At 68.0% G+C, this 22,023-nt stretch carries 21 protein-coding genes and 5 pseudogenes; 8 read left to right on the forward strand and 18 right to left on the reverse strand.

Annotated features, from left to right (window positions below; all coding sequences use genetic code 11):
• Window positions 1–222 precede the first annotated feature (222 nt).
• Window positions 223–384, forward strand: coding sequence for a hypothetical protein (locus tag G4Q83_RS24825; RefSeq protein ID WP_425480348.1), 162 nt, complete (start codon window positions 223–225; stop codon window positions 382–384).
• Here the strand turns inward: G4Q83_RS24825 and G4Q83_RS18145 are convergent.
• Window positions 358–498, reverse strand: a pseudogene (locus tag G4Q83_RS18145) (IS5/IS1182 family transposase); the annotation flags it as partial. The gene G4Q83_RS24825 and the pseudogene G4Q83_RS18145 sit on opposite strands and share 27 nt — an antisense overlap.
• Here G4Q83_RS18145 and G4Q83_RS18150 point away from each other — a divergent pair.
• Window positions 481–871: pseudogene (locus G4Q83_RS18150) on the forward strand (transposase); the annotation flags it as partial. The pseudogenes G4Q83_RS18145 and G4Q83_RS18150 overlap by 18 nt on opposite strands.
• A 33-nt stretch (window positions 872–904) precedes the next feature.
• Here G4Q83_RS18150 and G4Q83_RS18155 read toward each other — a convergent pair.
• From G4Q83_RS18155 to G4Q83_RS18195, 9 genes and pseudogenes are all read right to left on the reverse strand, one after another.
• A pseudogene (locus tag G4Q83_RS18155) lies at window positions 905–1,850 on the reverse strand (IS3 family transposase).
• Window positions 1,851–2,195: 345 nt separating this feature from the next.
• On the reverse strand, window positions 2,196–2,582 hold the full coding sequence (pcaC, locus tag G4Q83_RS18160; RefSeq protein WP_128421507.1) for a 4-carboxymuconolactone decarboxylase: 387 nt from the start codon (window positions 2,580–2,582) through the stop codon (window positions 2,196–2,198).
• 49 nt (window positions 2,583–2,631) lie between these two features.
• Window positions 2,632–3,414 carry a 3-oxoadipate enol-lactonase gene (pcaD, locus tag G4Q83_RS18165; protein ID WP_128421506.1) on the reverse strand — a complete coding sequence of 261 codons (783 nt, stop codon included), beginning with the start codon at window positions 3,412–3,414 and terminating at the stop codon, window positions 2,632–2,634.
• Between the two features lie 29 nt (window positions 3,415–3,443).
• Window positions 3,444–4,787, reverse strand: a complete 1,344-nt coding sequence (locus G4Q83_RS18170) for a 3-carboxy-cis,cis-muconate cycloisomerase (protein ID WP_128421505.1) — start codon at window positions 4,785–4,787, stop codon at window positions 3,444–3,446.
• Between the two features lie 212 nt (window positions 4,788–4,999).
• Window positions 5,000–5,563: a protocatechuate 3,4-dioxygenase subunit alpha gene (gene pcaG, locus G4Q83_RS18175; protein ID WP_128421504.1), complete on the reverse strand. Its 564-nt coding sequence runs from the start codon at window positions 5,561–5,563 to the stop codon at window positions 5,000–5,002.
• 4 nt (window positions 5,564–5,567) lie between these two features.
• The gene (gene pcaH / locus G4Q83_RS18180; RefSeq protein ID WP_128421503.1) at window positions 5,568–6,284 is read right to left on the reverse strand and encodes a protocatechuate 3,4-dioxygenase subunit beta; all 717 of its coding nucleotides are present in this window, start codon (window positions 6,282–6,284) and stop codon (window positions 5,568–5,570) included.
• A 91-nt stretch (window positions 6,285–6,375) separates the two neighbouring features.
• Window positions 6,376–7,584, reverse strand: coding sequence for a 3-oxoadipyl-CoA thiolase (gene pcaF / locus G4Q83_RS18185; RefSeq protein WP_128421502.1), 1,209 nt, complete (start codon window positions 7,582–7,584; stop codon window positions 6,376–6,378).
• A gap of 14 nt (window positions 7,585–7,598) precedes the next feature.
• Window positions 7,599–8,252 (reverse strand): 3-oxoacid CoA-transferase subunit B, encoded by a 654-nt coding sequence (locus G4Q83_RS18190; protein ID WP_128421501.1) that lies wholly within the window; start codon window positions 8,250–8,252, stop codon window positions 7,599–7,601.
• Window positions 8,249–8,926 carry a 3-oxoacid CoA-transferase subunit A gene (locus tag G4Q83_RS18195; protein ID WP_128421500.1) on the reverse strand — a complete coding sequence of 226 codons (678 nt, stop codon included), beginning with the start codon at window positions 8,924–8,926 and terminating at the stop codon, window positions 8,249–8,251. The genes G4Q83_RS18190 and G4Q83_RS18195 overlap by 4 nt, the downstream gene beginning before the upstream one ends.
• 390 nt (window positions 8,927–9,316) lie before the next feature.
• On the opposite strand from G4Q83_RS18195, the gene G4Q83_RS18200 reads away from it, so the two are divergent.
• From G4Q83_RS18200 to G4Q83_RS18215, 4 genes are all read left to right on the forward strand, one after another.
• Window positions 9,317–10,393 carry an aromatic ring-hydroxylating dioxygenase subunit alpha gene (locus G4Q83_RS18200; protein WP_128421499.1) on the forward strand — a complete coding sequence of 359 codons (1,077 nt, stop codon included), beginning with the start codon at window positions 9,317–9,319 and terminating at the stop codon, window positions 10,391–10,393.
• A 22-nt stretch (window positions 10,394–10,415) separates the two neighbouring features.
• The gene (locus G4Q83_RS18205) at window positions 10,416–11,201 is read left to right on the forward strand and encodes a GntR family transcriptional regulator (protein WP_128421498.1); all 786 of its coding nucleotides are present in this window, start codon (window positions 10,416–10,418) and stop codon (window positions 11,199–11,201) included.
• An 81-nt stretch (window positions 11,202–11,282) separates the two neighbouring features.
• Window positions 11,283–12,266, forward strand: coding sequence for a PDR/VanB family oxidoreductase (locus G4Q83_RS18210; RefSeq protein WP_128421497.1), 984 nt, complete (start codon window positions 11,283–11,285; stop codon window positions 12,264–12,266).
• A gap of 231 nt (window positions 12,267–12,497) precedes the next feature.
• Window positions 12,498–13,514, forward strand: a complete 1,017-nt coding sequence (locus tag G4Q83_RS18215; protein WP_185817247.1) for an IS30 family transposase — start codon at window positions 12,498–12,500, stop codon at window positions 13,512–13,514.
• Window positions 13,515–13,518: 4 nt separating this feature from the next.
• Here the strand turns inward: G4Q83_RS18215 and G4Q83_RS18220 are convergent.
• Window positions 13,519–13,819: pseudogene (locus G4Q83_RS18220) on the reverse strand (transposase); the annotation flags it as partial.
• Between the two features lie 338 nt (window positions 13,820–14,157).
• Between G4Q83_RS18220 and G4Q83_RS18225 the strand changes: the two are divergent.
• Both G4Q83_RS18225 and G4Q83_RS18230 read left to right on the forward strand, forming a co-directional pair.
• Complete coding sequence (locus G4Q83_RS18225) at window positions 14,158–15,510, forward strand: substrate-binding domain-containing protein (protein ID WP_128421557.1); 1,353 nt, start codon at window positions 14,158–14,160, stop codon at window positions 15,508–15,510.
• A gap of 277 nt (window positions 15,511–15,787) precedes the next feature.
• Window positions 15,788–16,057: pseudogene (locus G4Q83_RS18230) on the forward strand (transposase); the annotation flags it as partial.
• A 57-nt stretch (window positions 16,058–16,114) separates the two neighbouring features.
• On the opposite strand, the gene G4Q83_RS18235 reads toward G4Q83_RS18230, so the two are convergent.
• The 7 genes from G4Q83_RS18235 to G4Q83_RS18265 all read right to left on the reverse strand — a co-directional run bounded on the left by G4Q83_RS18235 (window position 16,115) and on the right by G4Q83_RS18265 (window position 21,761).
• Window positions 16,115–16,528 (reverse strand): ExbD/TolR family protein, encoded by a 414-nt coding sequence (locus G4Q83_RS18235; RefSeq protein ID WP_128421558.1) that lies wholly within the window; start codon window positions 16,526–16,528, stop codon window positions 16,115–16,117.
• A 3-nt stretch (window positions 16,529–16,531) separates the two neighbouring features.
• Entirely contained in the window at window positions 16,532–16,957 is a 426-nt protein-coding gene (locus G4Q83_RS18240) for an ExbD/TolR family protein (RefSeq protein WP_128421559.1), read from the reverse strand.
• Between the two features lie 42 nt (window positions 16,958–16,999).
• A complete protein-coding gene (gene exbB / locus G4Q83_RS18245) occupies window positions 17,000–17,764 on the reverse strand; it encodes a TonB-system energizer ExbB (RefSeq protein ID WP_128421560.1) in 765 nt (254 codons plus the stop codon).
• Window positions 17,765–17,857: 93 nt separating this feature from the next.
• Window positions 17,858–18,535: an energy transducer TonB gene (locus G4Q83_RS18250; protein WP_128421561.1), complete on the reverse strand. Its 678-nt coding sequence runs from the start codon at window positions 18,533–18,535 to the stop codon at window positions 17,858–17,860.
• Window positions 18,536–18,683: 148 nt separating this feature from the next.
• Window positions 18,684–19,877 carry a tetratricopeptide repeat protein gene (locus G4Q83_RS18255; protein WP_128421562.1) on the reverse strand — a complete coding sequence of 398 codons (1,194 nt, stop codon included), beginning with the start codon at window positions 19,875–19,877 and terminating at the stop codon, window positions 18,684–18,686.
• A 155-nt stretch (window positions 19,878–20,032) separates the two neighbouring features.
• Window positions 20,033–20,839, reverse strand: coding sequence for a M48 family metallopeptidase (locus G4Q83_RS18260; RefSeq protein WP_128421563.1), 807 nt, complete (start codon window positions 20,837–20,839; stop codon window positions 20,033–20,035).
• A 67-nt stretch (window positions 20,840–20,906) separates the two neighbouring features.
• Window positions 20,907–21,761 (reverse strand): CPBP family intramembrane glutamic endopeptidase, encoded by an 855-nt coding sequence (locus tag G4Q83_RS18265; protein ID WP_128421564.1) that lies wholly within the window; start codon window positions 21,759–21,761, stop codon window positions 20,907–20,909.
• Window positions 21,762–22,023: the final 262 nt, after the last annotated feature.

The raw sequence follows: 22,023 nt of genomic DNA on the forward strand, positions 1-22,023 counted from the left end.
TCAGTTTTATCAATAGCTTAGGAAAATTCAACAGATGCCGGTGCTTTCCGAAACTTGACCCGGCTTCCCCTCGCGTGGCTCCCATGCGGCTCTTGGAAACCGGGCTTTCCGAGGAGTCATCATGGCGAAGATCAAGCGCACCAAGTCCGCAGTCGATGCGCCGCAACCCCAAGACAAATCCTGGGAAAGTACGGGGAACTGACCGTCGATCAGGCGCGCACAATGGCGCAGGAGTGGCTGGCCGAGGTTCGCCGGGGCGCCTTGCGCGCGGCCAAGATTGCCGCGCGCAAGGCGCCGACCATGAAGGAGTATTGCCATATCTTCATGAAGGACCAACGTCCCCCCTATTTAGAGTGGCTAACAAAACTCTGGAAGAAGTCGTAGGCAGATGATCGAGCAGGCAAGCGACAGCCAAGCCAGATGGATATCGATTCAACGTTCGAATCGGATGCGCAGCTTGCCCATGCCTGCGAACCAGGCGTGAGTGCGTTCCACGAGGCGGAGGCTGGATTGCCAGTCAAGCAGTTGTGCCGCAAGCACGGCTTCAGCGAGGCGTCGTACTACCTGTGGCGGAGCAAGTTCGGCGGCATGAGCGTGCCCGACGCCAAGCGGCTCAAGGAACTGGAGACCGAGAACGGCCGGTTGAAGAAACTGCTGGCCGAGCAGGTGCTCGAGAACGAGGTGATCAAGGACGTCCTGCGAAAAAAGTGGTGAGCGCACCGGCTCGTCGGGAGCAGGTGCGCTCTATGGTGGGCAAGGGATTGAGCGAACGCCGAGCGTTGGCGGTGGTGCGGATGAGCGCCAGCGCAGTTCGCTACACGCCACGTCCGGACCACAATGCCGCCTGCGCGAACGCATCCTGGGGTTGGCCCCGACGTCCCCCCGCCTTGAGTAGCGGCCGGGTTTAGAGTCCGGGGTTGATGATATCGGTGTTGGCCAGATACTGGGCATAAGCAGCCGGTGTCATGCCCCGATTGCGTTCTTGGGTCGGCCCTCGTTGTATTCGCGTCGCCAGCGCTCGATCTGGGTGCGCGCATGCAGCAGTGTCGGGAACCCGTGTTCGTTGAGGCATTCCTCGCGTCGCCGGCCGTTGAACGATTCGACGTAGGCGTTCTGGTTTGGTTTGCCTGGCTGGATCAGCCGTAGCTGCACACCACGGGCATGCGCCCAGGCGACCATCGCCTTTCCGCAACATTCCTTGCCGTTGTCAGTGCGGATCACTTGCGGCAAGCCGTGACTGTGCGCCAGCCGGTCCAGCACGCGCACCACGCCATGGCCCGAGATTGCGCGCTCCACGTCGATGGCGATCGCTTCGTGCGTGGCGTCGTCCACGATCACCAAACACTTGAGTACCCGACCTTCGGCAGTGCGGTCGAACACGAAGTCCATCGACCACACCTGGTTGGCCTGCGATGGCCGTAGCAGCGGCTGACGCTCGCCCACTGGAACCTTTTTTCGCTTGCGGCGGCGGACTTGCAGCTGCTGCTTGCGGTACAGCCGCTCCACTGCCAAGGCCCGGCGCTCGCTGGCACCGCACCCAATCCACTCGCGCACCAGCGTACGACGCGCCGGTGCACTCACCACTCACTTTACTTTTTTCGCAGCGCATCCTTGATCAGCTCGTTCTCGAACACCTGCTCGGCCAGCAATTTCTTCAGCCGTGCGTTCTCTGCCTCCAGGTCCTTGAGCCGCTTGGCATCGGGCACGCTCATCCCGCCGAACTTGCTGCGCCACAGGTAGTACGAGGCCTCATTGAAGCCATGCCGCCGGCACAGGTCCTTGATCGCCACGCCGGCTTCGGCCTCACGCAGGAAGCCAATGATCTGCTCTTCGGTAAATCGCTTCTTCACGTCCAATCTCCTTGGGGTAGGGAATTGGACTCCAAACCGGGGCGCTACTCAAAATCGGGGGGATGTCGAGGAAACCGCCCCCTGGCGTAACGAAAACTGGTCATCCTGGCACGCCTCACGACGCGTCCAACGCTTGAACCACAAGGCTATGCTGAGTTCTTCAGGGCCGACTAACTGATTTCAGTGTGGGGTCTGTCCAAATCTCACAAAGAATTTGAAGGTCTTTCGGATGGAAAGCCGCTGGAATAGGGCGTCGCCCGGATGGGAGAACGCCGGGCCCGCGCACGGCGGTCGCCGATGGCGTCGGACGCTGTCGCGGTCCACCGAGCGCGAGCGCCTGCGGCCTCAGCCCTCGGCCGCCTGTTCCGCCAGGATCGGCGCGGCCAGGGCGAAGGCCTGGTTGGCCCCGGTCACGCCGCAATAGATGGCGGCCTGCAGCAGCACCTCCTTGATCTCCTCGGGGGTCACGCCGTTGTTGCGCGCGGCGCGCACGTGCAGCTTGAACTCCTCGTCGTGGCCGAGCGCGACCAGCATCGCCAGGGTCAGCAGCGAACGGGTGTGGCGCGGCAGGCCGTCGCGGGTCCACACCGTACCCCACGCGGTGCGGGTGATGAAGTCCTGGAACTCGGTGGTGAAGTCGGTGCGTGCGGCCAGCGCGCGCGCGACATGCGCCTCGCCGAGCACGGCCTTGCGGACCTGCAGCCCGGCTTCGTAGCGTTCGTTCTCGTCCATTGCAGTGTTCCTGTCGATGAAGGGAAGGAGGGGATCGGCCTGCGGTGCGCTAGGCCGCCTGCAGGAAGCCGAGCAGGTGGCGGTTGAACGCCTGCGCCGACTCCACGTTGCAGATGTGGCGGCCGGGCACGTGCACGTACTGCCCGTCCTCGACCGCGTAGGCGATGTCGCGCAGCTCGCCGGGCGCGCAGACCGGATCGTCCTCGCCGGCGATCGCCAGTAGCGGCGCCGCCAGCGCGCCCAGCCGGCCGCGGAAGTCGGCCGCGGCCACGGCCTGGCAGCACGCCACGTAGCCGTCCGGCGCGGTGGAGACGAACTCGGCGACGATGATGTCCAGCCGCTGCGGGTGCCGCTCGGCGAAGCCCGAGGTGAACCAGCGCTGCACCGTCGCCTCGGCCGGCGCGGTCAGGCCCTCGGCCTGCACCTGCGCGATGCGCGCCTGCCAGCGCTCGGCGCTGCCGATCTTCTGCGCGGTGGCGCTGACCACCAGGCGGTCCAGACGCGCGCCGGCGTGCACGCCCAGCCACTGCCCGGTCAGCCCGCCGATCGAGAGCCCGCAGAAGTGGCTGCGCGCCACGCCGAGCGCCTCCCACAACGCCAGCACGTCGGCGCCGAGGTCATCCACCCGGTAGGGGCCGGCCGGCATCCCAGACTCGCCATGCCCGCGGCGGTCGTAGCGCAGCAGGCGGACGTGCGGCGCCAGCGCCTGGACCTGCTCGTCCCACATGTGCAGGTCGGCGCCCAGCGAGTTGCAGAAAGTCAGCCACGGCTTGCCCTCGGCGCCGTCGAGGCGGTAGTGCACGCGGTGGGTGGGGAGGTCGAGGAAGGGCATGTCGGGCTATTGCGGATCGAGGAAGGGGGTCAGGCGCGGTCGAGGACGCGGTCGATCCAGGTGTCGGCCATGCCGCGCCAGCTGTCGGCCGCGAACAGCGCGCGCAGCCGTGCGTCGTCCAGCACATCGGTCACGCGCGCGTCCGCGGCGAGCACCTCGCGCAGGTGGCGCCCCTGCCCCAGCGCGCGCCAGGACGCGTCCTCCACCAGCGCATGCGCGGCGGCCTTGCCGAGGGTCGCAGCCAGGGTGACCGTCACCGCCTCGGCGTAGAGTAGCCCGCCGTGGCTATCCAGGTGGGCGCGCATGCGCGGGCGGTCCAGTTCCAGACCCTGCAACACCGACGTCATCTGCGCCAGGCTACCGGCGCACAGCCGCACGATCTCCGGCACCGTCTCCCACTCGGCATGCCACTGCCCGGCGGCGCGCTCGTGCGGCTGCGGCAGCGCGGCGAACAGCGTGGACACCAGCCCGGGCACGCGCGTGGCCGCGGCGATGGCGGCCACGCAGCCCACCGGGTTGCGCTTGTGCGGCATCGCCGAGGAGCCGCCCTTGCCGGCGCCGGCCGGCTCGAACACCTCGGCGACCTCGGACTGCATCAGCAGCACCACGTCGGTGGCGATCTTGCCCAGGGTGCCGGCCAGCAGCGCGAACGCGCTGCCGACCTCGACGCTGCGGTCGCGCGCGGCGTGCCACGGCAACGCCGGCAGCGGCAAGCGTAGCGCCAGCGCCAGCGCCTGCGCCACCGCCAGACCCTGCGCCTGCAGCGAGGCCAGGGTGCCGGCGGCGCCGCCGAACTGCAGCACCAGCGCGTCCTCGCGCAGGGCCTGCAGCCGGCGCTGCGCGCGCTGCAGCGCGTCGAGCCAGCCGGCGGCCTTGAGCCCGAACGTCACCGGCACCGCCTGCTGCAGCAGGGTGCGGCCGGGCAGGCCGGTGTCGCGCTCGGCCTGCGCGAGCGTGCGCAGCGCCTCGCACAGCGCGGCCAGTTTCGGCTGCACCGCATCCAGCGCGGCGCGCAGCTGCAGCACGCTGCCGGTGTCGATCACGTCCTGGCTGGTGGCCCCCCAGTGCACCCAGCGCGCGGCCGCCGGATCGGCCGCCTTGACTTGCGCGGTCAGCGCCTTGACCAGCGGGATCGCCGGGTTGCCCGCCAGCGCGGTGGCCTGGCCGAGCGCGGCCAGGTCGTAGCGCTCGGCGCGGCAGGCGGCGCGGATCGGCGCGACCGCCGTCTCGGGGATCACGCCGCAGCCGGCCTCGGCCTGCGCCAGCGCGGCCTCGACGTCGAGCATCGCCTGCAGCCGCGCGGCATCCTCGAACAGCGCGTCGACCTCGGCATCGCCGAACAGCGGATCGAGCAGGGAAAGGCGGGAACTCATCGGGGATGTCTCTGTTTTGTGGAGCGGTGCGGTGCGGTGCGGCATGGGCCCAAGGGTAGCGTCAATCCGCTGCGTGGGTGCGGCGGGCTTCGCCGTTCCGGTTATCGGCACCGGTGCGGCCCGCAACGGAGTGGCCGGCCCCCCGGCAGGCCGCCGCCGGGGGGCCGATGCCCTGCGCGGCCGCGTGCGTCCGGCCGCGCGCCCGCGGCCGTTCAATAGGCGAAGAACACGGTCTCGGCCTCGCCCTGCATGCGCACGTTCCAGGCGTACTGGCCGGGCGCGGTGCGGTGGGCCACCAGCGTGCCGCGGCGCTCGGCTGGCACCCGCCCCAGGATCGGGTCGTCGCCGTTGCCGGCTTCGTCGGAGAAGTACAGCCGCGTGGGCGCGGCGCGCAGCAGTCCACGCATGAACACCAGCACCACCAGATGCGGCGTCTGCGGCCTGCCCTGGGGACCGGCCACCGCGCCCGGCTTGACCGTGGTGAAGGCGAAACGGCCGTCCGCGTCGGTGGGCACGCGGCCCCAGCCGTGGAAGGCCGGATCGTGGTCGTCGTGGCGCGGATCGTCGCGATGGGCGTAGATGCCGGCGGCGTCGGCCTGCCAGATCTCCAGCACCGCGTCGCCCACCGGCACGCCGGCGCCGTCGAACACGCTGCCGCTGACCTGCACGCGCTCGCCACGGGCCGTGGCCGGCGCGATCTCGGTGCGGTACAGCGGCTCCAGGCCCAGGCGGTAGTACGGGCCCACCGTCTGCGAAGGGGTTGCGTGAAAGCTCATGGTGTCACTCCCAGACGGTCTGCTTGCGGCCGCGCAGCACGATGTCGAAGCGGTAGGCCAGCGCGTATTCGCTGATCGCGTTCTCCCAGTCGAACGCCGACACCATGCGCGCCTTGGCCTTGTCGTCGTCCACGCAGTTGTAGATCGGGTCGTAGGCCAGCAGCGGATCGCCCGGGAAGTACATCTGCGTGACCAGGCGCTGGCCGATGCCGTCGCCGTGCAGCGAGAAGTGGATGTGCGCCGGACGCCAGGCGTTGTAGTGATTGCGCCACGGGTAGGCGCCGGGCTTGACGGTCTTGAAGCGGTAGCGGCCGTGCGCGTCGGTGAGCACCTGGCCGGTGCCGGTGAAGTTCGGGTCCAGCGGCGCGCCGTGCTGGTCGCCGGCGTGCAGGTAGCGGCCGGCGGCGTTGCACTGCCAGACCTCGACCACGCTGTTGCGCACCGGGCGGCCGTTCTCGTCGAGCACCCGGCCGGAGACGATGATGCGTTCGCCCAGCGGCTCGCCGGGGAAGCCGGCGGTGAGGTCGGCGGCATGCTCGCCCAGGGTGATGCGGTCCAGCGTGGGGCCGGTGACCTCCGACAGCGTGGCCGGGATCGCGATCGGGTCGCGGCTGGGGCCGCGGCGCACGGTCGAGGCATAGCCGGGCTGGATGAAGGCCGGCTGCGTGCCCGGGTACGGTCGGCGGTAGCCGAGCAGCGGGTCGACGGTGGAATCGCTCATCTTGCTCCTCCCGGTGGCTCCGCGCGGGAGCCTGTTGTCTACGGATGGTTGTCTGCGGATGGGTGAAATGCACGCGCGCGACGGCGCGCACCTAGACGCGCTCGATCGCCAGCGCCACGCCCTGGCCGACGCCGATGCACATCGTCGCCAGGCCGCGGCGGCCGCCGCCGGCCTCCAGCTGGCGCAACAGCGTCAGCGCCAGCCGCGCGCCGCTCATGCCCAGCGGGTGGCCGAGCGCGATCGCGCCGCCGTTGGCGTTGACGTGGGCGGCATCGTCGGGCAGCCCGAGCTCGCGCAGGCAGGCCAGCCCCTGCGCGGCGAAGGCCTCGTTGAGTTCGATCGCGTCGAAGTCGCCGATGCCCAGCCCGAGCCGGGCCAGCAGCTTGCGCGTGGCCGGCACCGGGCCGATGCCCATGTAGGCCGGCTCCACGCCGGCCGCGGCCAAGCCGAGCACGCGCGCGCGCGGGGTCAGGCCCAGCGCCTGCGCCTGCGCGCCGGAGGCCAGCAGCAGCGCGGCGGCGCCGTCGTTGAGCCCGGACGCATTGCCGGCGGTGACGGTGCCGGGCTGGCGGAAGATCGGCTTCAGGCGCGCCAGCGCCTCGGCGCTGGTGTCGGCGCGCGGATGCTCGTCGCGCGCGACCGCGACGGTCTCGCCGCGCTTGCGGCCGGGCGCGTCCACCGCGACGATCTCGCCGTCGAAGAAGCCGGCCGCCTGCGCGGCGGCGGTGCGCTGCTGGCTGCGCAGCGCGAACGCGTCCTGGTCCTGGCGCGAGACGCCGTAGCGCTCGGCCACGTTCTCGGCGGTCTCGCCCATCAGCTCGACCCCGTACTCGGCCTCCAGCCGCGGATTGACGAAGCGCCAGCCCATCGTGGTGTCCTCCAGGCGCTGGTTGCGCGCGAACGCGCTCTCGGCCTTGCCCATCACCCACGGTGCGCGCGACATCGACTCCACCCCGCCGGCGATGGCCAGCCCCAGCTCGCCGGCGGCGATGCCGCGGGCCACCGTGCCGACCGCATCCAGGCCGGAGCCGCACAGGCGGTTGACCGTGCTGCCGGGCACGCTGAAGGGCAGGCCCGCCAGCAGCAGGCTCATGCGCGCGACGTTGCGGTTGTCCTCGCCGGCCTGGTTGGCGCAGCCCAGGGACACGTCCTCGATGCGCGCCGGATCCAGGCCCGGGTGACGCGCCAGCAGCGCCTTCAGCGGCACCGCGCCAAGGTCGTCGGCGCGCACACCTGCCAGCGCGCCGCCGTAGCGGCCGATCGGGGTGCGCAGGCCATCGATGAGGTAGACGTCGTTCATTGCACTCTCCCTAGTCAGGCCATCGCCAGCGGCAGGCCGGTCAGGCGCCGCAGGTCGTCCAGCGACACGCCGTCGACGGCCTCGATCACCCGCGCGCCCTCCGCGCCGAGCGCGAACACGCCCAGGTCGGTATACACCCGCGACACGCAGCGCAGCCCGGTCAGCGGGTAGCTGCACTCTGCCACCAGCTTGCTCTCGCCGCGCTTGGTCAGCAGCTCCATCATCACGTAGGTCTGCTTGGCGCCGATCGCCAGGTCCATGGCGCCGCCCACCGCGGGGATCGCGTCGGCCGCGCCGGTGCTCCAGTTGGCCAGGTCGCCGTGCACCGAGACCTGGAAGGCGCCGAGCACGCACACGTCCAGGTGGCCGCCGCGCATCATCGCGAACGAGTCGGCGTGGTGGAAATAGCAGCCGCCGGTGAGCAGGGTCACCGGCTGCTTGCCGGCGTTGATCAGGTCTGGATCCTCCGCGCCCGGGGCCGGGGCCGGGCCCATGCCGAGCAGGCCGTTCTCGCTCTGCAGGAAGATCTCCTTGTCGGCCGGCAGGAAGTTGGCCACCGTGGTCGGCAGGCCGATGCCCAGGTTGACGTAGGCGCCCTCGGGGATGTCGCGGGCCACGCGCGTGGCCATCGCGTCGCGGTCCAGGCGGTGGCGGCTCGGGTCGTTCATGCGGCCTCCTTCGCGGGTGCGGCGACCACGCGCTGGACGAAGATGCCCGGCGTCACCACGGCTTCGGGGTCGAGTTCGCCGAGCGCGACCACCGCGCCGACCTGGGCGATGGTGCAGCGCGCGGCCATCGCCATCAGCGGGCCGAAGTTGCGCGCGGTCTTGCGGTAGACCAGGTTGCCCCAGCGGTCGCCGCGGTGCGCCTTGATCAGCGCGAAGTCGGCATGGATCGGGTACTCGAGCACGTAGTGGCGGCCGTCGATCTCGCGCGTCTCCTTGCCCGCGGCCAGTTCGGTGCCGTAGCCGGTCGGGGTGAAGATCGCGCCCAGCCCGGCGCCGGCGGCGTGGATGCGCGCGGCCAGGTTGCCCTGCGGCACCAGTTCCAGTTCGATTTCGCCGGCGCGGTAGGCCGCGTCGAAGTGCTGCGAATCGCTCTGCCGCGGGAACGAGCACACGATGCGGCGCACGCGCTTGTGCTTGATCAGCGCCGCCAGCCCGGTCTCGCCGTTGCCGGCGTTGTTGTTGACGATGGTGAGCCCGCGCGCGCCCTGGGCGATCAGCGCGTCGATCAGCGGGTCGGGCATGCCGGCGGTGCCGAAACCGCCGATCATCACCGTCGCGCCGTCGCCGATGTCGGCCACGGCCGCCTCGAACGAGCGGGCGGTCTTGTCGATCATCGTGCCCTTCCGAGGCCGCGCGCGCTGGTCGGATGCAGGCCAGCGCCGAGGCGGTGAACGTTTGCCGGCATGTCGTGATGTCTCCCGCTGGTGCGCAGCGGCGCCGGGCGCCGTTGTGCCTGGTTGATAAGCGCCGGCGCCGGGGAGCCACCTTGCGAGGCGGCCGTCTCCGCGCCGGACAGCGACACGTTAGGCCCGGCATCCACCGGTGTCAATTCGATTATCGGTCATAATAATCGATAATCGAACATTTTCGATGCTGCAGCGCAGCGCGGAGCAGAGTGGCATTTGTATACAAAATGAAAAAAATCGTATTTTTTAACCCAGATAAAACGCATAAAAGCGCATTTGTGCTTAACAGCACCTGCCAGATGTATACATTGCCCTGCCATGTCCGACCCACTGCACCGCTTCCCACTCAACGCCTGGTACGCCATCGCCTGGGACCACGAGGTCCGGCATGCGCTACTGCCGCGCAAGGCCTGCCATCTCGGCATCGTGCTCTACCGCACCGGCGCTGGCGCACTGGTGGCGCTGGAAGACGCCTGCTGGCACCGGCTGGTGCCGCTGTCGATGGGCAAGCTGCGTGGCGACGACGTGGTCTGCGGCTACCACGGCCTGGTCTACGACGCGCACGGCCGCTGCGTGCACATGCCCTCGCAGGAGACCATCAACCCCTCGGCCTGCGTGCGCAGCTTCCCGGTCGCCGAGAAACACCGCTATGTTTGGTTCTGGCCGGGCGACGCGGCGCTGGCCGACCCCGCGCTGATCCCGGACCTGCACTGGAACAGCGACCCGGCCTGGGCCGGCGACGGCCGCACCATCCGCGTGGCCTGCGACTACCGGCTGGTGCTGGACAACCTGATGGACCTGACCCACGAGACCTTCGTGCACGGCTCCAGCATCGGCCAGGCGGCGGTGGCCGAGGCCCCGTTCGACGTGGTCCACGGCGAGCGCACGGTCAGCGTGTCGCGCTGGATGCGCGACATCGACGCGCCGCCGTTCTGGGCGCGGCAGATCGAGCACGCGCTGGGCTACCGCGGCAAGGTCGACCGCTGGCAGATCATCCGCTTCGAGGCGCCGTGCACCATCGCCATCGACGTGGGCGTGGCGATCGCCGGTACCGGCGCGCCCGAGGGCGACCGCAGCCAGGGCGTCAACGGCTACGTGCTCAACACCATCACCCCCGAGACCGCCACCAGCTGCCACTACTTCTGGGCGTTCATGCGCAACCACTCGCTGCACGAGCAGTCGATGACCACGCTGCTACGCGAGGGCGTGACCGGCGTGTTCGGCGAGGACGAGGCGGTGCTGGAAGCGCAGCAGCGCGCGATCGACGCGCACCCGGACCATGCGTTCTACAACCTCAACGTCGATGCCGGCGGGATGTGGGCGCGGCGGCTGATCGAGCGCATGATCGCGCGCGAACGGCGCAGCCGCGACCTGGACCTGCGCATGGTCGTCTGATCCCGCCCACCGCCGGAGTCCCATGAACGCCGCCCCTCCCTTCCGTTCCAGCGCCGCCCAGACCACCCGCGCGCTGCTCGAACTGCGCGGCCTCATCCTCGGCGGCGCGCTGGCGGCGGGCGAGCGCCTGTCCGAACTGGCGGTGGTGGAACGCCTTGGCGTGTCGCGCACGCCGGTGCGCGCGGCGCTGCAACGCCTGTGCGAGGAAGGCCTGACCACCGCCCTGCCCGGCGGCGGCTACGCGGTGAAGTCCTTCAGCGATCGCGACGTGCACGACGCGATCGAACTGCGCGGCACCCTGGAGGGGCTGGCCGCGCGCCTGGCCGCCGAACGCGGCGCCAGCGCCACGGACCTGCAGCAGGCGCGCGTACTGCTGGAACGGCTGGACGCGGTACTCGCCTCGGACCTGGCCGAGGACGATTTCGCCGACTACGTGCAATACAACGAACGGCTGCATGCCTTGCTGATCGGGATGGCCGGCAGCGACCTGCTCGCGCGCGAGTTCGCGCGCACGGTGCAGGTGCCGTTCGCCTCGCCCAACGGCTTCGTGATGGCGCAGGCGGCGGTACCGGAAGCGCGGCTGATCCTGACCCTGGCGCAGGACCAACACCGGCAGGTGGTCGAGGCGATCGAGCAGCGCCAGGGCGCACGCGCCGAGGCGCTGATGCGCGAGCACGCGCACCTGGCGCAACGCAACTTCCGCTACGCCCTGCGCGACCAGCACGCGATCGGCCGCGTCCACGGCGGCGCGCTGATCCGGCGCAAGGCGCCTGGCGCGCGGGCGCGCGGCAGCGACGGAACGCCTTGAGCCGACAGCGTGCCGGCCGCGGCGCGCACCGCTCGCGTTCTCAGCAGACCGTTCTTCTTCCTCCACACCTGGACCCCCGCCATGCGCAAGGAAACCCAGTGGTACCCCACCCGCGTGGTCGCGATCGCCGATGCCTGCGACGGCGTGCGCGAGATTCTGCTCGACCCCGGCGCGCACACGCGTCCGTTCGCGGTCGGCAGCCACCTCGACTTCCGCCTGCGCCTGAACGGGCGCGAGGACATCCGCTCCTACTCGCTGGTCGGCGAGCCGCGCGCCGACGGCCGCTACCTGATCGCGGTACGCGCGATGCCCGACAGCCGCGGCGGCTCGCGCCACATGTGGACGCTGGCGCCCGGCGACAGCCTCGAGACCTCCGTCCCCAGCAACAACTTCGCGCTCGACGAGCGCGCTGCGGAGATCCTGCTTGTGGCCGGCGGCATCGGCATCACCCCGATCCTGGGCATGGCGCAGCGGCTGGCGCAGCGGCATCCGGCGTTCCGCCTGCTCTACGTGGGCCGCGCGCGCAGCGCGATGGCCTACCTGCCGCAGCTGCAGGCCACCCTGGGCGAGCGCCTGCAGCTGCATTGCGACGACGAACACGGCGCGCCCGACTTGCAGACCGAGATCGCCAAGCTGTCCGCGACCGCGGAGATCTACGTCTGCGGCCCGCTGGGCATGCTCGACGCGGTGCGCCGCCACTGGCACGCCGCCGGACGTTCGCGCGCGCGGCTGCACTTCGAGACCTTCGGCAACAGCGGCAGCGCCGCGGCGCAACCGTTCGTGGTGCGGCTGCCGGCGCTGGGCCTGGAGGTCCCGGTGGCCGAGAACGAATCGATGCTCGACGCCCTGCAGGCGGCCGGCGTGGAGATGATGGCCGAATGCCGCCGCGGCGAATGCGGCCTGTGCCAGGTGGACGTGCTCGACGCCGACGCCGGCCTGGACCACCGCGACGTCTTCTTCAGCGACGAACAGCGCCGCGAGAACCGCAAACTCTGCGCCTGCGTCTCCCGCGCCCTGGGCGGCAGCATCAGCATCGACACCGGCTACCGCGCCGACGCACTGTGAGCGTGCGCCGCGCGACCGGCCAGAGTGGGATTGCCTCACACGCACCCCATCGAGGCAAATGAAGGTACGCGCGGAACCTCGTGCAATTTGAAGCAGCGCCAGGCTGCGCCCGTAGCCTCACCCCAACCCCTCTCCCGATGGGAGAGGGGCTAAGTGCGCGCTTGCGTCATTGTGAACCTGCTTAGACTCAACTTCCAAGCGCAACACCCTCTCAGCCAGTAGGGTGTATGCATGTCAAGAAGCTATCTCCACCTGAGCGCAGAAGAGCGCGCGGTACTCCAAATCGAAACGCGACGTGGTCAGAGCTTACGCTCGATATCCAGGCTGCTGGATAGAAGCCCGTCGACATCGAGCAGGGAGCTGGCCAGGCAGCAAGCCACGGTCTACCGTGCTCGAGAGGCGGCCATGCGTTACCGGACACGACGTCAGCACAGCGTTCGGCGGCGACGGCTGACACCGGGAACGGATTTATTCCAGATGGTGCGCGATCATCTGGTGCTGTGGCGCTGGTCGCCCCAGCAGATTGCTGCCAAGCTGCTCCTCATGTCCCCGGATGATCCTGCCCAGCGCGTCAGTCACGAAACCATCTACGCCACGATCTACGCGCACCCGCGCGGCGGCCTGAAAAAGGAGCTTGTGGAGGCGTTGCGCCAGCGCAGGCCGTCCCGGGGATCACGGCGCACGACCGCCGCCAAACGCAGCTGGGTGCCTGAGGAACCGCGGATCGTGCACCGACCCGAAGAGGTGCAACAGCGGTTGGTCCCAGGACATTGGGAAGGTGACTTGATCAAGGGAGCGTTCAATCGTTCCTGTGTTGGCACCCTGGTGGAGCGCAAGACGCGTTTTGTGGTGCTGTGCCGGATGGACGGCTGCACCGCCACAGACGCACTGGAAGGTTTCACCCGTCAGATGAAGAAGCTCCCCGCATCCATGCGAACCAGCTTGACCTATGACCGTGGCACCGAAATGACGCGCTATGCCGAGCTGATGGAACGGTTGAACATCGACCTGTGGTTTGCCGATCCGCACGCACCGTGGCAGCGCGGAAGCAATGAGAACACCAACGGTCTACTTCGCCAGTTCCTGCCCAAGGGGGCGGACCTATCCGCCGTCAGCCAGGAATACCTCAATCACATCGCGTTGCTGATGAACACTCGCCCTCGCCAGACACTTGGCTGGAAGACGCCTAGCGAGGCAATGGAAGCGGACATCGCAGCGTTCAAATCACGTGTTGCACTTGAATCTTGAGACCGCCCTGTCTCTGGCGGGCCGCGCCAACCTGATTTTTTGAGCGCCCGCTCCAGCAGGCTCACTCCTTCATCGTCTGGTTCGCTCCACTTGGCAAAGTAGCAGTGCACGGTGCGCCACTTCGGGAAGTCGCTGGGCAGCGCTGGCCACTGACAGCCGGTGCGCAGCAGGTACAGCACCGCGCACCACACGTCCTACAGATCCACGGTCCGTGGCTTGCTACGCTTGCGCGCCTGCTCCAGAATGGGGCGGATCTGCTCGAACCGCTCCCGGCTCATGGCACTCGGATACGTCTTTGTGCGCATCCGCAGAGTTTGCACTACCCGGGAAAGATCGTGAACAGGTTCTGAGCCAAGCGCAGCGGCCTTGCGCCCCCGCGGTTGCCGCAGCAGCGCTTGCCCGCCGACGTGCCGTGCGGACGCAGCGTGTTCTCGGCCGCACGCCATCGCGACGACCTTCGCCAGTGCCACGCGCTCGGCACGACGCCGCACGCGTCGCCGGCGGCCACGTCCGCCCTCGCGCCGGACGCCCGCCCGCGGAGGCGCGTGCGTCTCGAATCGCATCTCTGGCCGTGCACTCCGTCACCGCCATGTCACGCCCATCGCCAACACTGCCGCGCTTGTCCAAGTCCAGGGGGGATCCCATGCCGCGTTTCATCTTACGCCTGCTGTTCGCAGGGGCCGTGGCACTGTGCGTCATTCCGTCCGCCACCGCGCAGCAGGGCGAACGCCTGCGCGTGCATGGCTCCAACACCATTGGCGTGCGGCTGATGCCGGCGCTGGTCGAATCCTGGCTGCAGAGCATGGGCTATCGGCAGGTCCAGCGCCACCGCGTCAATGCGACCACGCTCGAGATCGCTGCGCTGCGTGACGACGTACCGCTAGTGGTCGAGATCGGCACTGCCGGCGCGGCCGCCGGCTTCGCCGATCTGGTCCGCGGCGACAGCGAGCTGGCGATGCTGGCGCGCGCACCGGACGCACGCGAGCGCGATGCCGCCTGGCAGCTGGGCGACCTGTCCTCGCCGGACCAGAACTTCGTCATCGCCCTGGACGGCGCACGCGTGCTGGTCGCCGCCGACAACCCGCTGACATCGCTCAGCATCGCGCAACTGCGCGCCATCCTGAGCGGCCGGCTGACGCGCTGGTCGCAGCTCGGCGGCGCCGACCTGCCGATCGAGGTACAGCGCAACGCGGCTCACAGCGGGCTGGGCGATTTTCTGCGCGAGCGCCTGCAGTTGCCCGCAGCGGCGCAAGCCGCTGCGCAGCGCATCCACCCCAACCTGACCGATGCCGCGCAGGCCGTGGCCGGCCGGGCGGATGCGCTGGCGGTCGTCGGTCTGACCACGCCGCTGCCGGCCGGCACCCGCGCGCTGGCCATCGCCGACGGCGGCATCGCCGTCACGCCGACGCTGGCCAGCGTCCGCGGCGAGGACTATCCGCTGGTGCAGCGCTACAGCCTGTACGGCGGGCAGATGATGTCCGCGCTTGGCCGCAGCCTGGCCCTGTACGCGATCGGCACGCAGGCGCAGCAGGTCGTGCACCGGATCGGACCGGTGCCGATGCGCATCGCCCCCGACCCGGTCCCGCAGGTCCAGGCCGGCACGCGCCAGACCGATGCCTATGTGCAGGCGGGCGCCGATGCGCAGCGCCTGACCACCACCTTGCGCTTCAGCCTGCAATCGCTGAATTCGATGTTCGAGGCGCGCAGCGTCCAGGACCTGGACCGGCTGCTCGCCTTCATGCGGCAGCCGGCGATGCGCGGGCGGGCGCTGGGCGTGATCGGCTTTGCCACGCCGGATACGGCCAATCGCCTGTATCCGACCATCGCCAGCAACGACCGCGCCGACGTGGTTGCCGCCTACCTGACCCAGCGCGGCATCGTGGTCAAGCGCGTGCGCGGATTGGGCGCTTGGCGGCCACTGCTCGGTGGCGAAGACACGCCGGCCAAGGAGCGCAACGAGCGAGTGGAGATCTGGCTGCTGGCTGCCGGCCATTGAGGTCGCCGATCGGGCGCCGTCGCGGTGGCGGCGTGGTGAGAGAGGGCCGTTGGCGGAGGTGGAGGCAATAAAAATTGCTTGCGTCAAGCCCTTTGTAAAAATCGAAAATGGCTAAAAATTCTAATCAATACAATTGCTTATATATACTTATGGCCGTTTCGCAGGGTTGCGGCTTTGTGGGCTAGGAGCCACATAAGAGCGTTGCAGCAGAAAGTCCAGGCGTGCTGGCATCTAAGAACCTGTTCACGATCTTTCCCGGGTAGTGCAAACTCTGCGGATGCGCACAAAGACGTATCCGAGTGCCATGAGCCGGGAGCGGTTCGAGCAGATCCGCCCCATTCTGGAGCAGGCGCGCAAGCGTACCAAGCCACGGACCGTGGATCTGTAGGACGTGTGGTGCGCGGTGCTGTACCTGCTGCGCACCGGCTGTCAGTGGCCAGCGCTGCCCAGCGACTTCCCGAAGTGGCGCACCGTGCACTGCTACTTTGCCAAGTGGAGCGAACCAGACGATGAAGGAGTGAGCCTGCTGGAGCGGGCGCTCAAAAAACGCCACCGTTGCCGGTGGCGTTCGCAGTCGCGTCATGACTGAGGTGCGCGGTGAAGCTTATTGCTGCACGAAGCCGATCTTTTTCATGTCCGAGTTCTTCGCAGCGGCCAGCACCTTGGCCATCACTTCGTACTCGGCATCCGGATTGGCATCGATGCGCAGTTCCGGCTGGTTGGTCGGATCGCGCTGTACTTCGTTTTCCATCATCTGCTGAAGCGCAGCGACCGCCACCGGGCTGTTGTTCCAGAAGATCTGGTTCGACGCGTCGATGCGCAGATCGATCGGCGGCGGCGGGTCGCGCAACTGCGGCGGCGGATTGATCACCCGCTGCGGCAGATCCACGTCGATCGGGTAGGTCATGATCGGCGCGGTCACGATGAAGATGATCAACAGCACCAGCATCACGTCGACCAGCGGCGTGACGTTGATGTCGGCCATGGGACCGCGGCCACCTCCTGAACTGAATGCCATGGCTCAGTTCCCCTTCTCTTTGGTCGCAACGAAGCCAACGTCCAACATGCCCTGCCCCTGCGCGATCTTGGTGATCTCGTTGATCGTGCGCATCTTGGTCGTGCGGTCGCCACGCAGGTTGAGCGGCGGCTGCGGGGTCTGCTGGGCAGCGGTGGAGAAGCGCGATTCCAGAGCTTCCTTGGAGATCGGCTGGTCGTTCCAGTACAGCGACCCGTCTTCCTTGACCGCCAGCGTAATCGGACTCGGACGTTTTTCGTCCTTGTCCGGATCCTGCTTCAGGTTGGCCTGGGGCAACTCTACCTTGACCTTGTGGGACATCAGCGGCGCCGTGATGATGAAGATGATCAGCAGCACCAGCATCACGTCCACGAGGGGCGTGACGTTGATGTCGGCCATGGGACCGCCGCTGTTACCACTACTGAAAGCCATAACGGGCTCCGTTAATCGTTGCGTGGACGACTCGACCGCGGATCAGCGAACGCGCGAACCAGTGGCGAAGAAGTCGTGCAGGTCGTGGGCGAACGTATCGAACTTGGCGATCGTCGAGCTGTTGACCTTGCTGAAGAAGTTGAACGCGAACACGGCGGGGATCGCGACGAATAGACCGATCGCGGTCATGATCAGCGCTTCGCCCACCGGGCCGGCGACGGCGTCGATCGAGGCGGAGCCGGTGGCGCCGATCTTGATCAGCGCGCCGTAGATGCCCCACACCGTGCCCAGCAAACCGACGAACGGCGCGGTCGCACCGACGGTGGCCAGCAGGGTCATGCCCGACTGCAGCTTGGTGCTTTCGCGGGTCACGGCCTGACGCAGGGCGCGGTCGACGAACTCCGAACGGCTCAGGGTCTCGCCCAGGCCGGTGCCGGTGCCGGCTTCGGCACGCTGGTGGTGCGCGGCGGCCTGGGCGGCGTCGAGCGCGATCTTCGAGAACGGCTCGCTGGCTGGCTGCTCTTCCATCGCACGGATGGCGTCCTGCGCGTTCGGTGTATCCCAAAATAGGCTGGTGACGCGGTCGGCCTGGCTCTTCAGGCGGGTGGCGCGGAAGATGTTGATGACGGTCCAGTACCAGGACGCCGTCGACATCAGGATAAGGGTGATGAGCACCACCCAGGAGACGGCGAAGTCACCCGGCTTGGAGGTCATCTCGGTGATCAGGTGCTCGAAGCCCATCTGCGACAGGGCGTTCGATGCGTTGTTGCCCCCCGCAGCAGCGGCGATGAAAATTTCCTGCAGCATGACGCTTACCTTTGTTGTGTGTGGTGATGTGGGTGGTGCAAAGAGTAGACAGGGCCTGCAGGCCGGTGGTGCGCCGGCCCTGCGGGCTTTGCATCAGTTCAGCGCGAAGTTGACCGGGACGCGGACACGGCCGGCGGTCTTCTGTCCATCGGAACCAACCGCAGCATTGAAACGCCACTTGCGCGCTGCCTCCATGGCGGCACGGTCCAAGTCGCGGTTGCGGCTGGATTTCTCGACGGCGACGTTGACCACGTTACCACTTGCATCAACGTCGATGATCAGGACCACTTCTCCCTGGGCGCCCGACCGGAATGCAGCCGGCGGATACTTCGGCGGGTTCATGTTCTTCGACGAGATGTCGACGCTAGCACTCATCTGAGTTGGCTGGGCAGGCGGCGACGGCGGGGACGGTGGCGTGGCGATGTCGTTCGGGCGTGGCTCCGGCACGTCGATCACCGGGGCTTCCGGCGGCGGCGGCAGCGGGCTCGGCTTCGGGGGCGCCAGGTTCTTGACCGGCGGCGGCGGCGTCTCCGGCGGCTTCGGCGGCGGCGGCGGCGGCGGCGGCGGTGGGGGCGGGACGTCGACCAGGGTGACGACGATGTTGCGCTCCTTCTCCGCTGGCGCCTTCGGCGCAACGGCTGGGATCAGCAGCAACATCAACGCTGCCAGGTGCAGTGCGATTACGAAGGCAATACCGATGATGCGCGGCCAGCTGAGGCCGGAAGCTTCATCTCTGTCGTAATGCCGATTGATGACCAGTTGTTCCGTCATGCGCCAATGACTCGTTTAGGGGGCAGGGATTCACGACGAATCTGAATCCCAGTTCACGCGGCGTGGCACCGCATGAACCTCCAAGCTTATACCAATCCCTGCGACCTGCACTACTTTAAGCACTGGTTTTCGGGGGCTTTTTTTGCTGTTACTTCAAGTTGATGATCTTCTTGGCGTCTTCCGGCTTCTTGACGCCCTTGGCGAGCGCCTGCTGCGCGGCCTGCTTGGCTTCCGCGAGCCGGCCCTCCGAATGCAGCACCTTGGCCAGGTTCAGGTAGGTCTCGCCGTCCTTGGACAGCGGCGCGGCCTTCTGCCAGTTCTCGATCGCCTGCGGCGCCTGGTCGGTGTAGTAGTACGACTGCGCCAACGCCAGATAGGTCTGGTAGTCGGGCTTGAGGATGCCTTTCTGCATGCCTTCGTTGATGATCGCGATGACGTCCTTTTCCTTTTTGTCGGTGTTGGCGTAGATCGAGTACAGCTGCTTGTACTCCTTCTCGTCGGTCAACTGCCCGGCGGCGCGCAACCTCTCCATCACCGCGGCGGCCTTGTCCATCTGGTCGGCCTGCATGTACATGCTGGCCAGGTTGAGTTGGGCTTTCTTGTCGTTCGGCATCTTGGCCGCCAGCGCCTCCGCGACTTTGACCGCTTCGCCGGTCTGGCCAGCTTCGGCATAGGACGCCATCAGCAGCTGGTTCCAGTTGTCCTTGGCCGCTGGCGAGGCGGCGATGGCCTGCTGCAGCACCGGGATGGCCTCCTGGTAGCGCTGCGCCTGGTACAGCGCCTGGCCCTTGAGGATCAGGTCCTCCGGGCGGGTCGACTTGGATTCGGCGAGGTACTTGTCCAGCGAGGCCAGGCCTTCGGCGCTCTGGTCGTCCTGCAGCTGCAGCTGCGCCAGCATCAGCATCGACTGGAAGTGGCCGTTATTGTCCAGGCCGTTGAACTGGATCGCCTGCTGCAGGTACTGCTTAGCCGCGTTGGTGTCGTCGAGGTTGTAGGCGGCCTGGGCAGCCAGCTGCGCGGCGACCGACTTGTCATACTCGTTGGCGCCGCTGCTGGCCAGGATCTCATTGGCCTGGGTGCGCACGCCGGCGAAGTCCTCGCCCTTGTTGTAGGTGTCGATCAGTTTCTGCAGCTTGCTGCCGAGCTTGGACGACGGCTTGCCGGTCGGTTCCTTGCGGGTGGCGTTGGGGAACATCACCGCGGCCTTTTCGTTCTTGGACTTGCGCGACTGGCGCAGCTCGGAGCGGTCGGCCTGCGCGACGGCGTCGGTCACCACCGCACCACCGAGGGCGGCAGCGACCACCAGGGACAACAACGCGTGCTTGCGGATACTGGATTTCATGGATCACCTCGGTGGGACCGCCCGGAGCGGCACGGGAAGACGGAGCGGCCATCCACGGCCGAGCCAGCAAAACTAACAGAAACCCATACGCTGTGAAAACGTTTTTGGGACGCAATTCCAGAGACATGACCGGCGCGCCCGCGGCGGCGGCGCATTCAGCCGCACTTCGGCGTGCGCCCGGTGCTGCGCGCCTGCGCATACACCGGCTCGAGCACGGCGACATCGCGCTGCAGCTCGCCGATGCGGGCGCTGGGATCGGGGTGGGTAGACAGCCACTGCGGCGGGTGCTGACCGCCGGCGGACATCATGTTCTTCCACAGGTCCACCGCCTGCGCCGGATCGAAGCCGGCCTGCGCCATCAAGCGCTGGCCGACTACGTCCGCTTCGCTCTCCTGGGTACGCGAGCCGGGCAGCAGGAACGCGGCCTGCGCGGTCATCCCGCCGATCTGGCCGACCGTGTCGGCGGCGGCACTGCCGTAGTAAGCGCCAGCCAGGGCACCGACCAGGCTCAGCCCGGTCTGGGCGCCGAGTTGGCGGGTGATGCGCTCTTCATGATGGCGCGAAACGACATGGCCGATCTCGTGGCCGAGCACTGCCGCCAGTTGGTCCTGATTCTTGGCGACGGCGAAGATGCCGCTGTTGACGCCGACCTTGCCGCCGGGCAGGGCGAACGCGTTGGGTTCCTTGTCCGCGAACACGGCCGTCTCCCACGCGGTGCCGCGCCACTGCGCCGGCAACTGCGCGGCCAGGGCATCGACCACGCAGCGTACGTAGGCGTTGCGCCTGGGATCGGTGTCGAGCGGCTCCTCGGCCTTGGTCTCGTCGAAGGCGGTGCGGCCGAGCTGATCGAGCTCCTGCTGCGAAATGCCACCCACGACCTGGGTGCGCCCGGTCGGCGATGTCGTCGTCGCACATGCTGCCAGCAGCACCGCGACCGATGCCGCCAGTACGATACTCTTCATACGGATCCCCCTATCACACGCGTCGCAGTGTGGTGGGACGGGTCTTAACTTTTCGTCAAACAAAGCTTCAGGTTGTGCCAAACCATAAGCCGGCGACCGCGACGGCGTTATTCAGTCCATGCGCCGTGATCGGTGCCCACAGCGTGCCGGTGCGCTTGTACAGCCATGCGAACGCCGCCCCCATGCCGCCGTAGATCAGCCACAGCTGCGCGGTCGCGGCCACGCCGTTGCCGGTGGTGCCGGGCAGTTCGTGCACCAACGCGAATGCGACGCCGCTGAGCGCCATGCCCAGCCGCGGCCGGCCGGCGTCCCACAGGCGGCCGAACAGGACCCGGCGGAACAGCAGTTCTTCGTAGGCCGGCGCGATCAGCACCGCGAACACGAGCAGGAACAGCGGCATCTGCGCCATCGCCTCGCGCATCAGCGGCAGATTGGTCGGGACCGGCGTGCTCCCCAGCTGCGCGCCGACGGCCGAGAGCACGGTACTGCCCACGAACACCGCCGCGGCGACCAGCAGCACCCAGCCCCAGGTCGAGCGCGAGCGCGCGGCCTGCCAGGAGCAGCGGCGTTCGGCGGCGCTGGCGGGACGGCGCAGGAAGTACAGCAGCAACGCCGCCGCAAGCGTGCTGAACAACGCGATCAATAGCTGCGCCAGCGTACCAGGCTGGCCGAGATGGGCGGCGACGGAGGAGCCGAGCCGATCGCCGGCAATGCCCTGCGCACGCAGCTCCAGGGTCACCTGGGCCGCGCGGACCACGCTCCAAGCCATGCCGCATAGCACGCTGACGGCCAGCAGCACGACTGCGGCCAGCAGCACGTCGAGGACGAAGCCGAGCAGCGGCCCGCGCCAGCCGGACGGCGGCGCGGAACGGGGGATCAGCGGCTGCGGCAGAGCGGGCATGGGCGACGGCAGCGAGGTCATCGTGATTCTGGGCGAGAGCAGCTAGTGTGCCGTCTCAGAAATAATATCCCTCACGCTTGCGATGCCATTGCTTCGCGGGCTCGCTGAATTTTGTTCAAGATGTCTTCCCCTTTGGCGTTCCAAACGTAGCGAGTGGGCTGTGCTCTTCGGGTGTCAGGGTAATGTTCTGCGAGTTCATCTGCCCGTCTCCGGTCTGTTGCTGACAGGGGAAGCATAGACAATTTTTAGGAAACGTTATTTTTGAGACGGAACACTAGGAAGA

The sequence above is a fragment of the Xanthomonas theicola genome, from assembly GCF_014236795.1.
GTDB lineage: Bacteria > Pseudomonadota > Gammaproteobacteria > Xanthomonadales > Xanthomonadaceae > Xanthomonas_A > Xanthomonas_A theicola.

What these genes read in the sequence shown, in the direction of transcription:
- G4Q83_RS24825 (WP_425480348.1), top strand. Translation starts at nt 223, where the DNA reads ATGGCGCAGGAGTGGCTGGCCGAGGTTCGCCGGGGCGCCTTGCGCGCG.
- pcaC (WP_128421507.1), bottom strand. Translation starts at nt 2,582, where the DNA reads ATGGACGAGAACGAACGCTACGAAGCCGGGCTGCAGGTCCGCAAGGCC.
- pcaD (WP_128421506.1), bottom strand. Translation starts at nt 3,414, where the DNA reads ATGCCCTTCCTCGACCTCCCCACCCACCGCGTGCACTACCGCCTCGAC.
- G4Q83_RS18170 (WP_128421505.1), bottom strand. Translation starts at nt 4,787, where the DNA reads ATGAGTTCCCGCCTTTCCCTGCTCGATCCGCTGTTCGGCGATGCCGAG.
- pcaG (WP_128421504.1), bottom strand. Translation starts at nt 5,563, where the DNA reads ATGAGCTTTCACGCAACCCCTTCGCAGACGGTGGGCCCGTACTACCGC.
- pcaH (WP_128421503.1), bottom strand. Translation starts at nt 6,284, where the DNA reads ATGAGCGATTCCACCGTCGACCCGCTGCTCGGCTACCGCCGACCGTAC.
- pcaF (WP_128421502.1), bottom strand. Translation starts at nt 7,584, where the DNA reads ATGAACGACGTCTACCTCATCGATGGCCTGCGCACCCCGATCGGCCGC.
- G4Q83_RS18190 (WP_128421501.1), bottom strand. Translation starts at nt 8,252, where the DNA reads ATGAACGACCCGAGCCGCCACCGCCTGGACCGCGACGCGATGGCCACG.
- G4Q83_RS18195 (WP_128421500.1), bottom strand. Translation starts at nt 8,926, where the DNA reads ATGATCGACAAGACCGCCCGCTCGTTCGAGGCGGCCGTGGCCGACATC.
- G4Q83_RS18200 (WP_128421499.1), top strand. Translation starts at nt 9,317, where the DNA reads ATGTCCGACCCACTGCACCGCTTCCCACTCAACGCCTGGTACGCCATC.
- G4Q83_RS18205 (WP_128421498.1), top strand. Translation starts at nt 10,416, where the DNA reads ATGAACGCCGCCCCTCCCTTCCGTTCCAGCGCCGCCCAGACCACCCGC.
- G4Q83_RS18210 (WP_128421497.1), top strand. Translation starts at nt 11,283, where the DNA reads ATGCGCAAGGAAACCCAGTGGTACCCCACCCGCGTGGTCGCGATCGCC.
- G4Q83_RS18215 (WP_185817247.1), top strand. Translation starts at nt 12,498, where the DNA reads ATGTCAAGAAGCTATCTCCACCTGAGCGCAGAAGAGCGCGCGGTACTC.
- G4Q83_RS18225 (WP_128421557.1), top strand. Translation starts at nt 14,158, where the DNA reads ATGCCGCGTTTCATCTTACGCCTGCTGTTCGCAGGGGCCGTGGCACTG.
- G4Q83_RS18235 (WP_128421558.1), bottom strand. Translation starts at nt 16,528, where the DNA reads ATGGCATTCAGTTCAGGAGGTGGCCGCGGTCCCATGGCCGACATCAAC.
- G4Q83_RS18240 (WP_128421559.1), bottom strand. Translation starts at nt 16,957, where the DNA reads ATGGCTTTCAGTAGTGGTAACAGCGGCGGTCCCATGGCCGACATCAAC.
- exbB (WP_128421560.1), bottom strand. Translation starts at nt 17,764, where the DNA reads ATGCTGCAGGAAATTTTCATCGCCGCTGCTGCGGGGGGCAACAACGCA.
- G4Q83_RS18250 (WP_128421561.1), bottom strand. Translation starts at nt 18,535, where the DNA reads ATGACGGAACAACTGGTCATCAATCGGCATTACGACAGAGATGAAGCT.
- G4Q83_RS18255 (WP_128421562.1), bottom strand. Translation starts at nt 19,877, where the DNA reads ATGAAATCCAGTATCCGCAAGCACGCGTTGTTGTCCCTGGTGGTCGCT.
- G4Q83_RS18260 (WP_128421563.1), bottom strand. Translation starts at nt 20,839, where the DNA reads ATGAAGAGTATCGTACTGGCGGCATCGGTCGCGGTGCTGCTGGCAGCA.
- G4Q83_RS18265 (WP_128421564.1), bottom strand. Translation starts at nt 21,761, where the DNA reads ATGACCTCGCTGCCGTCGCCCATGCCCGCTCTGCCGCAGCCGCTGATC.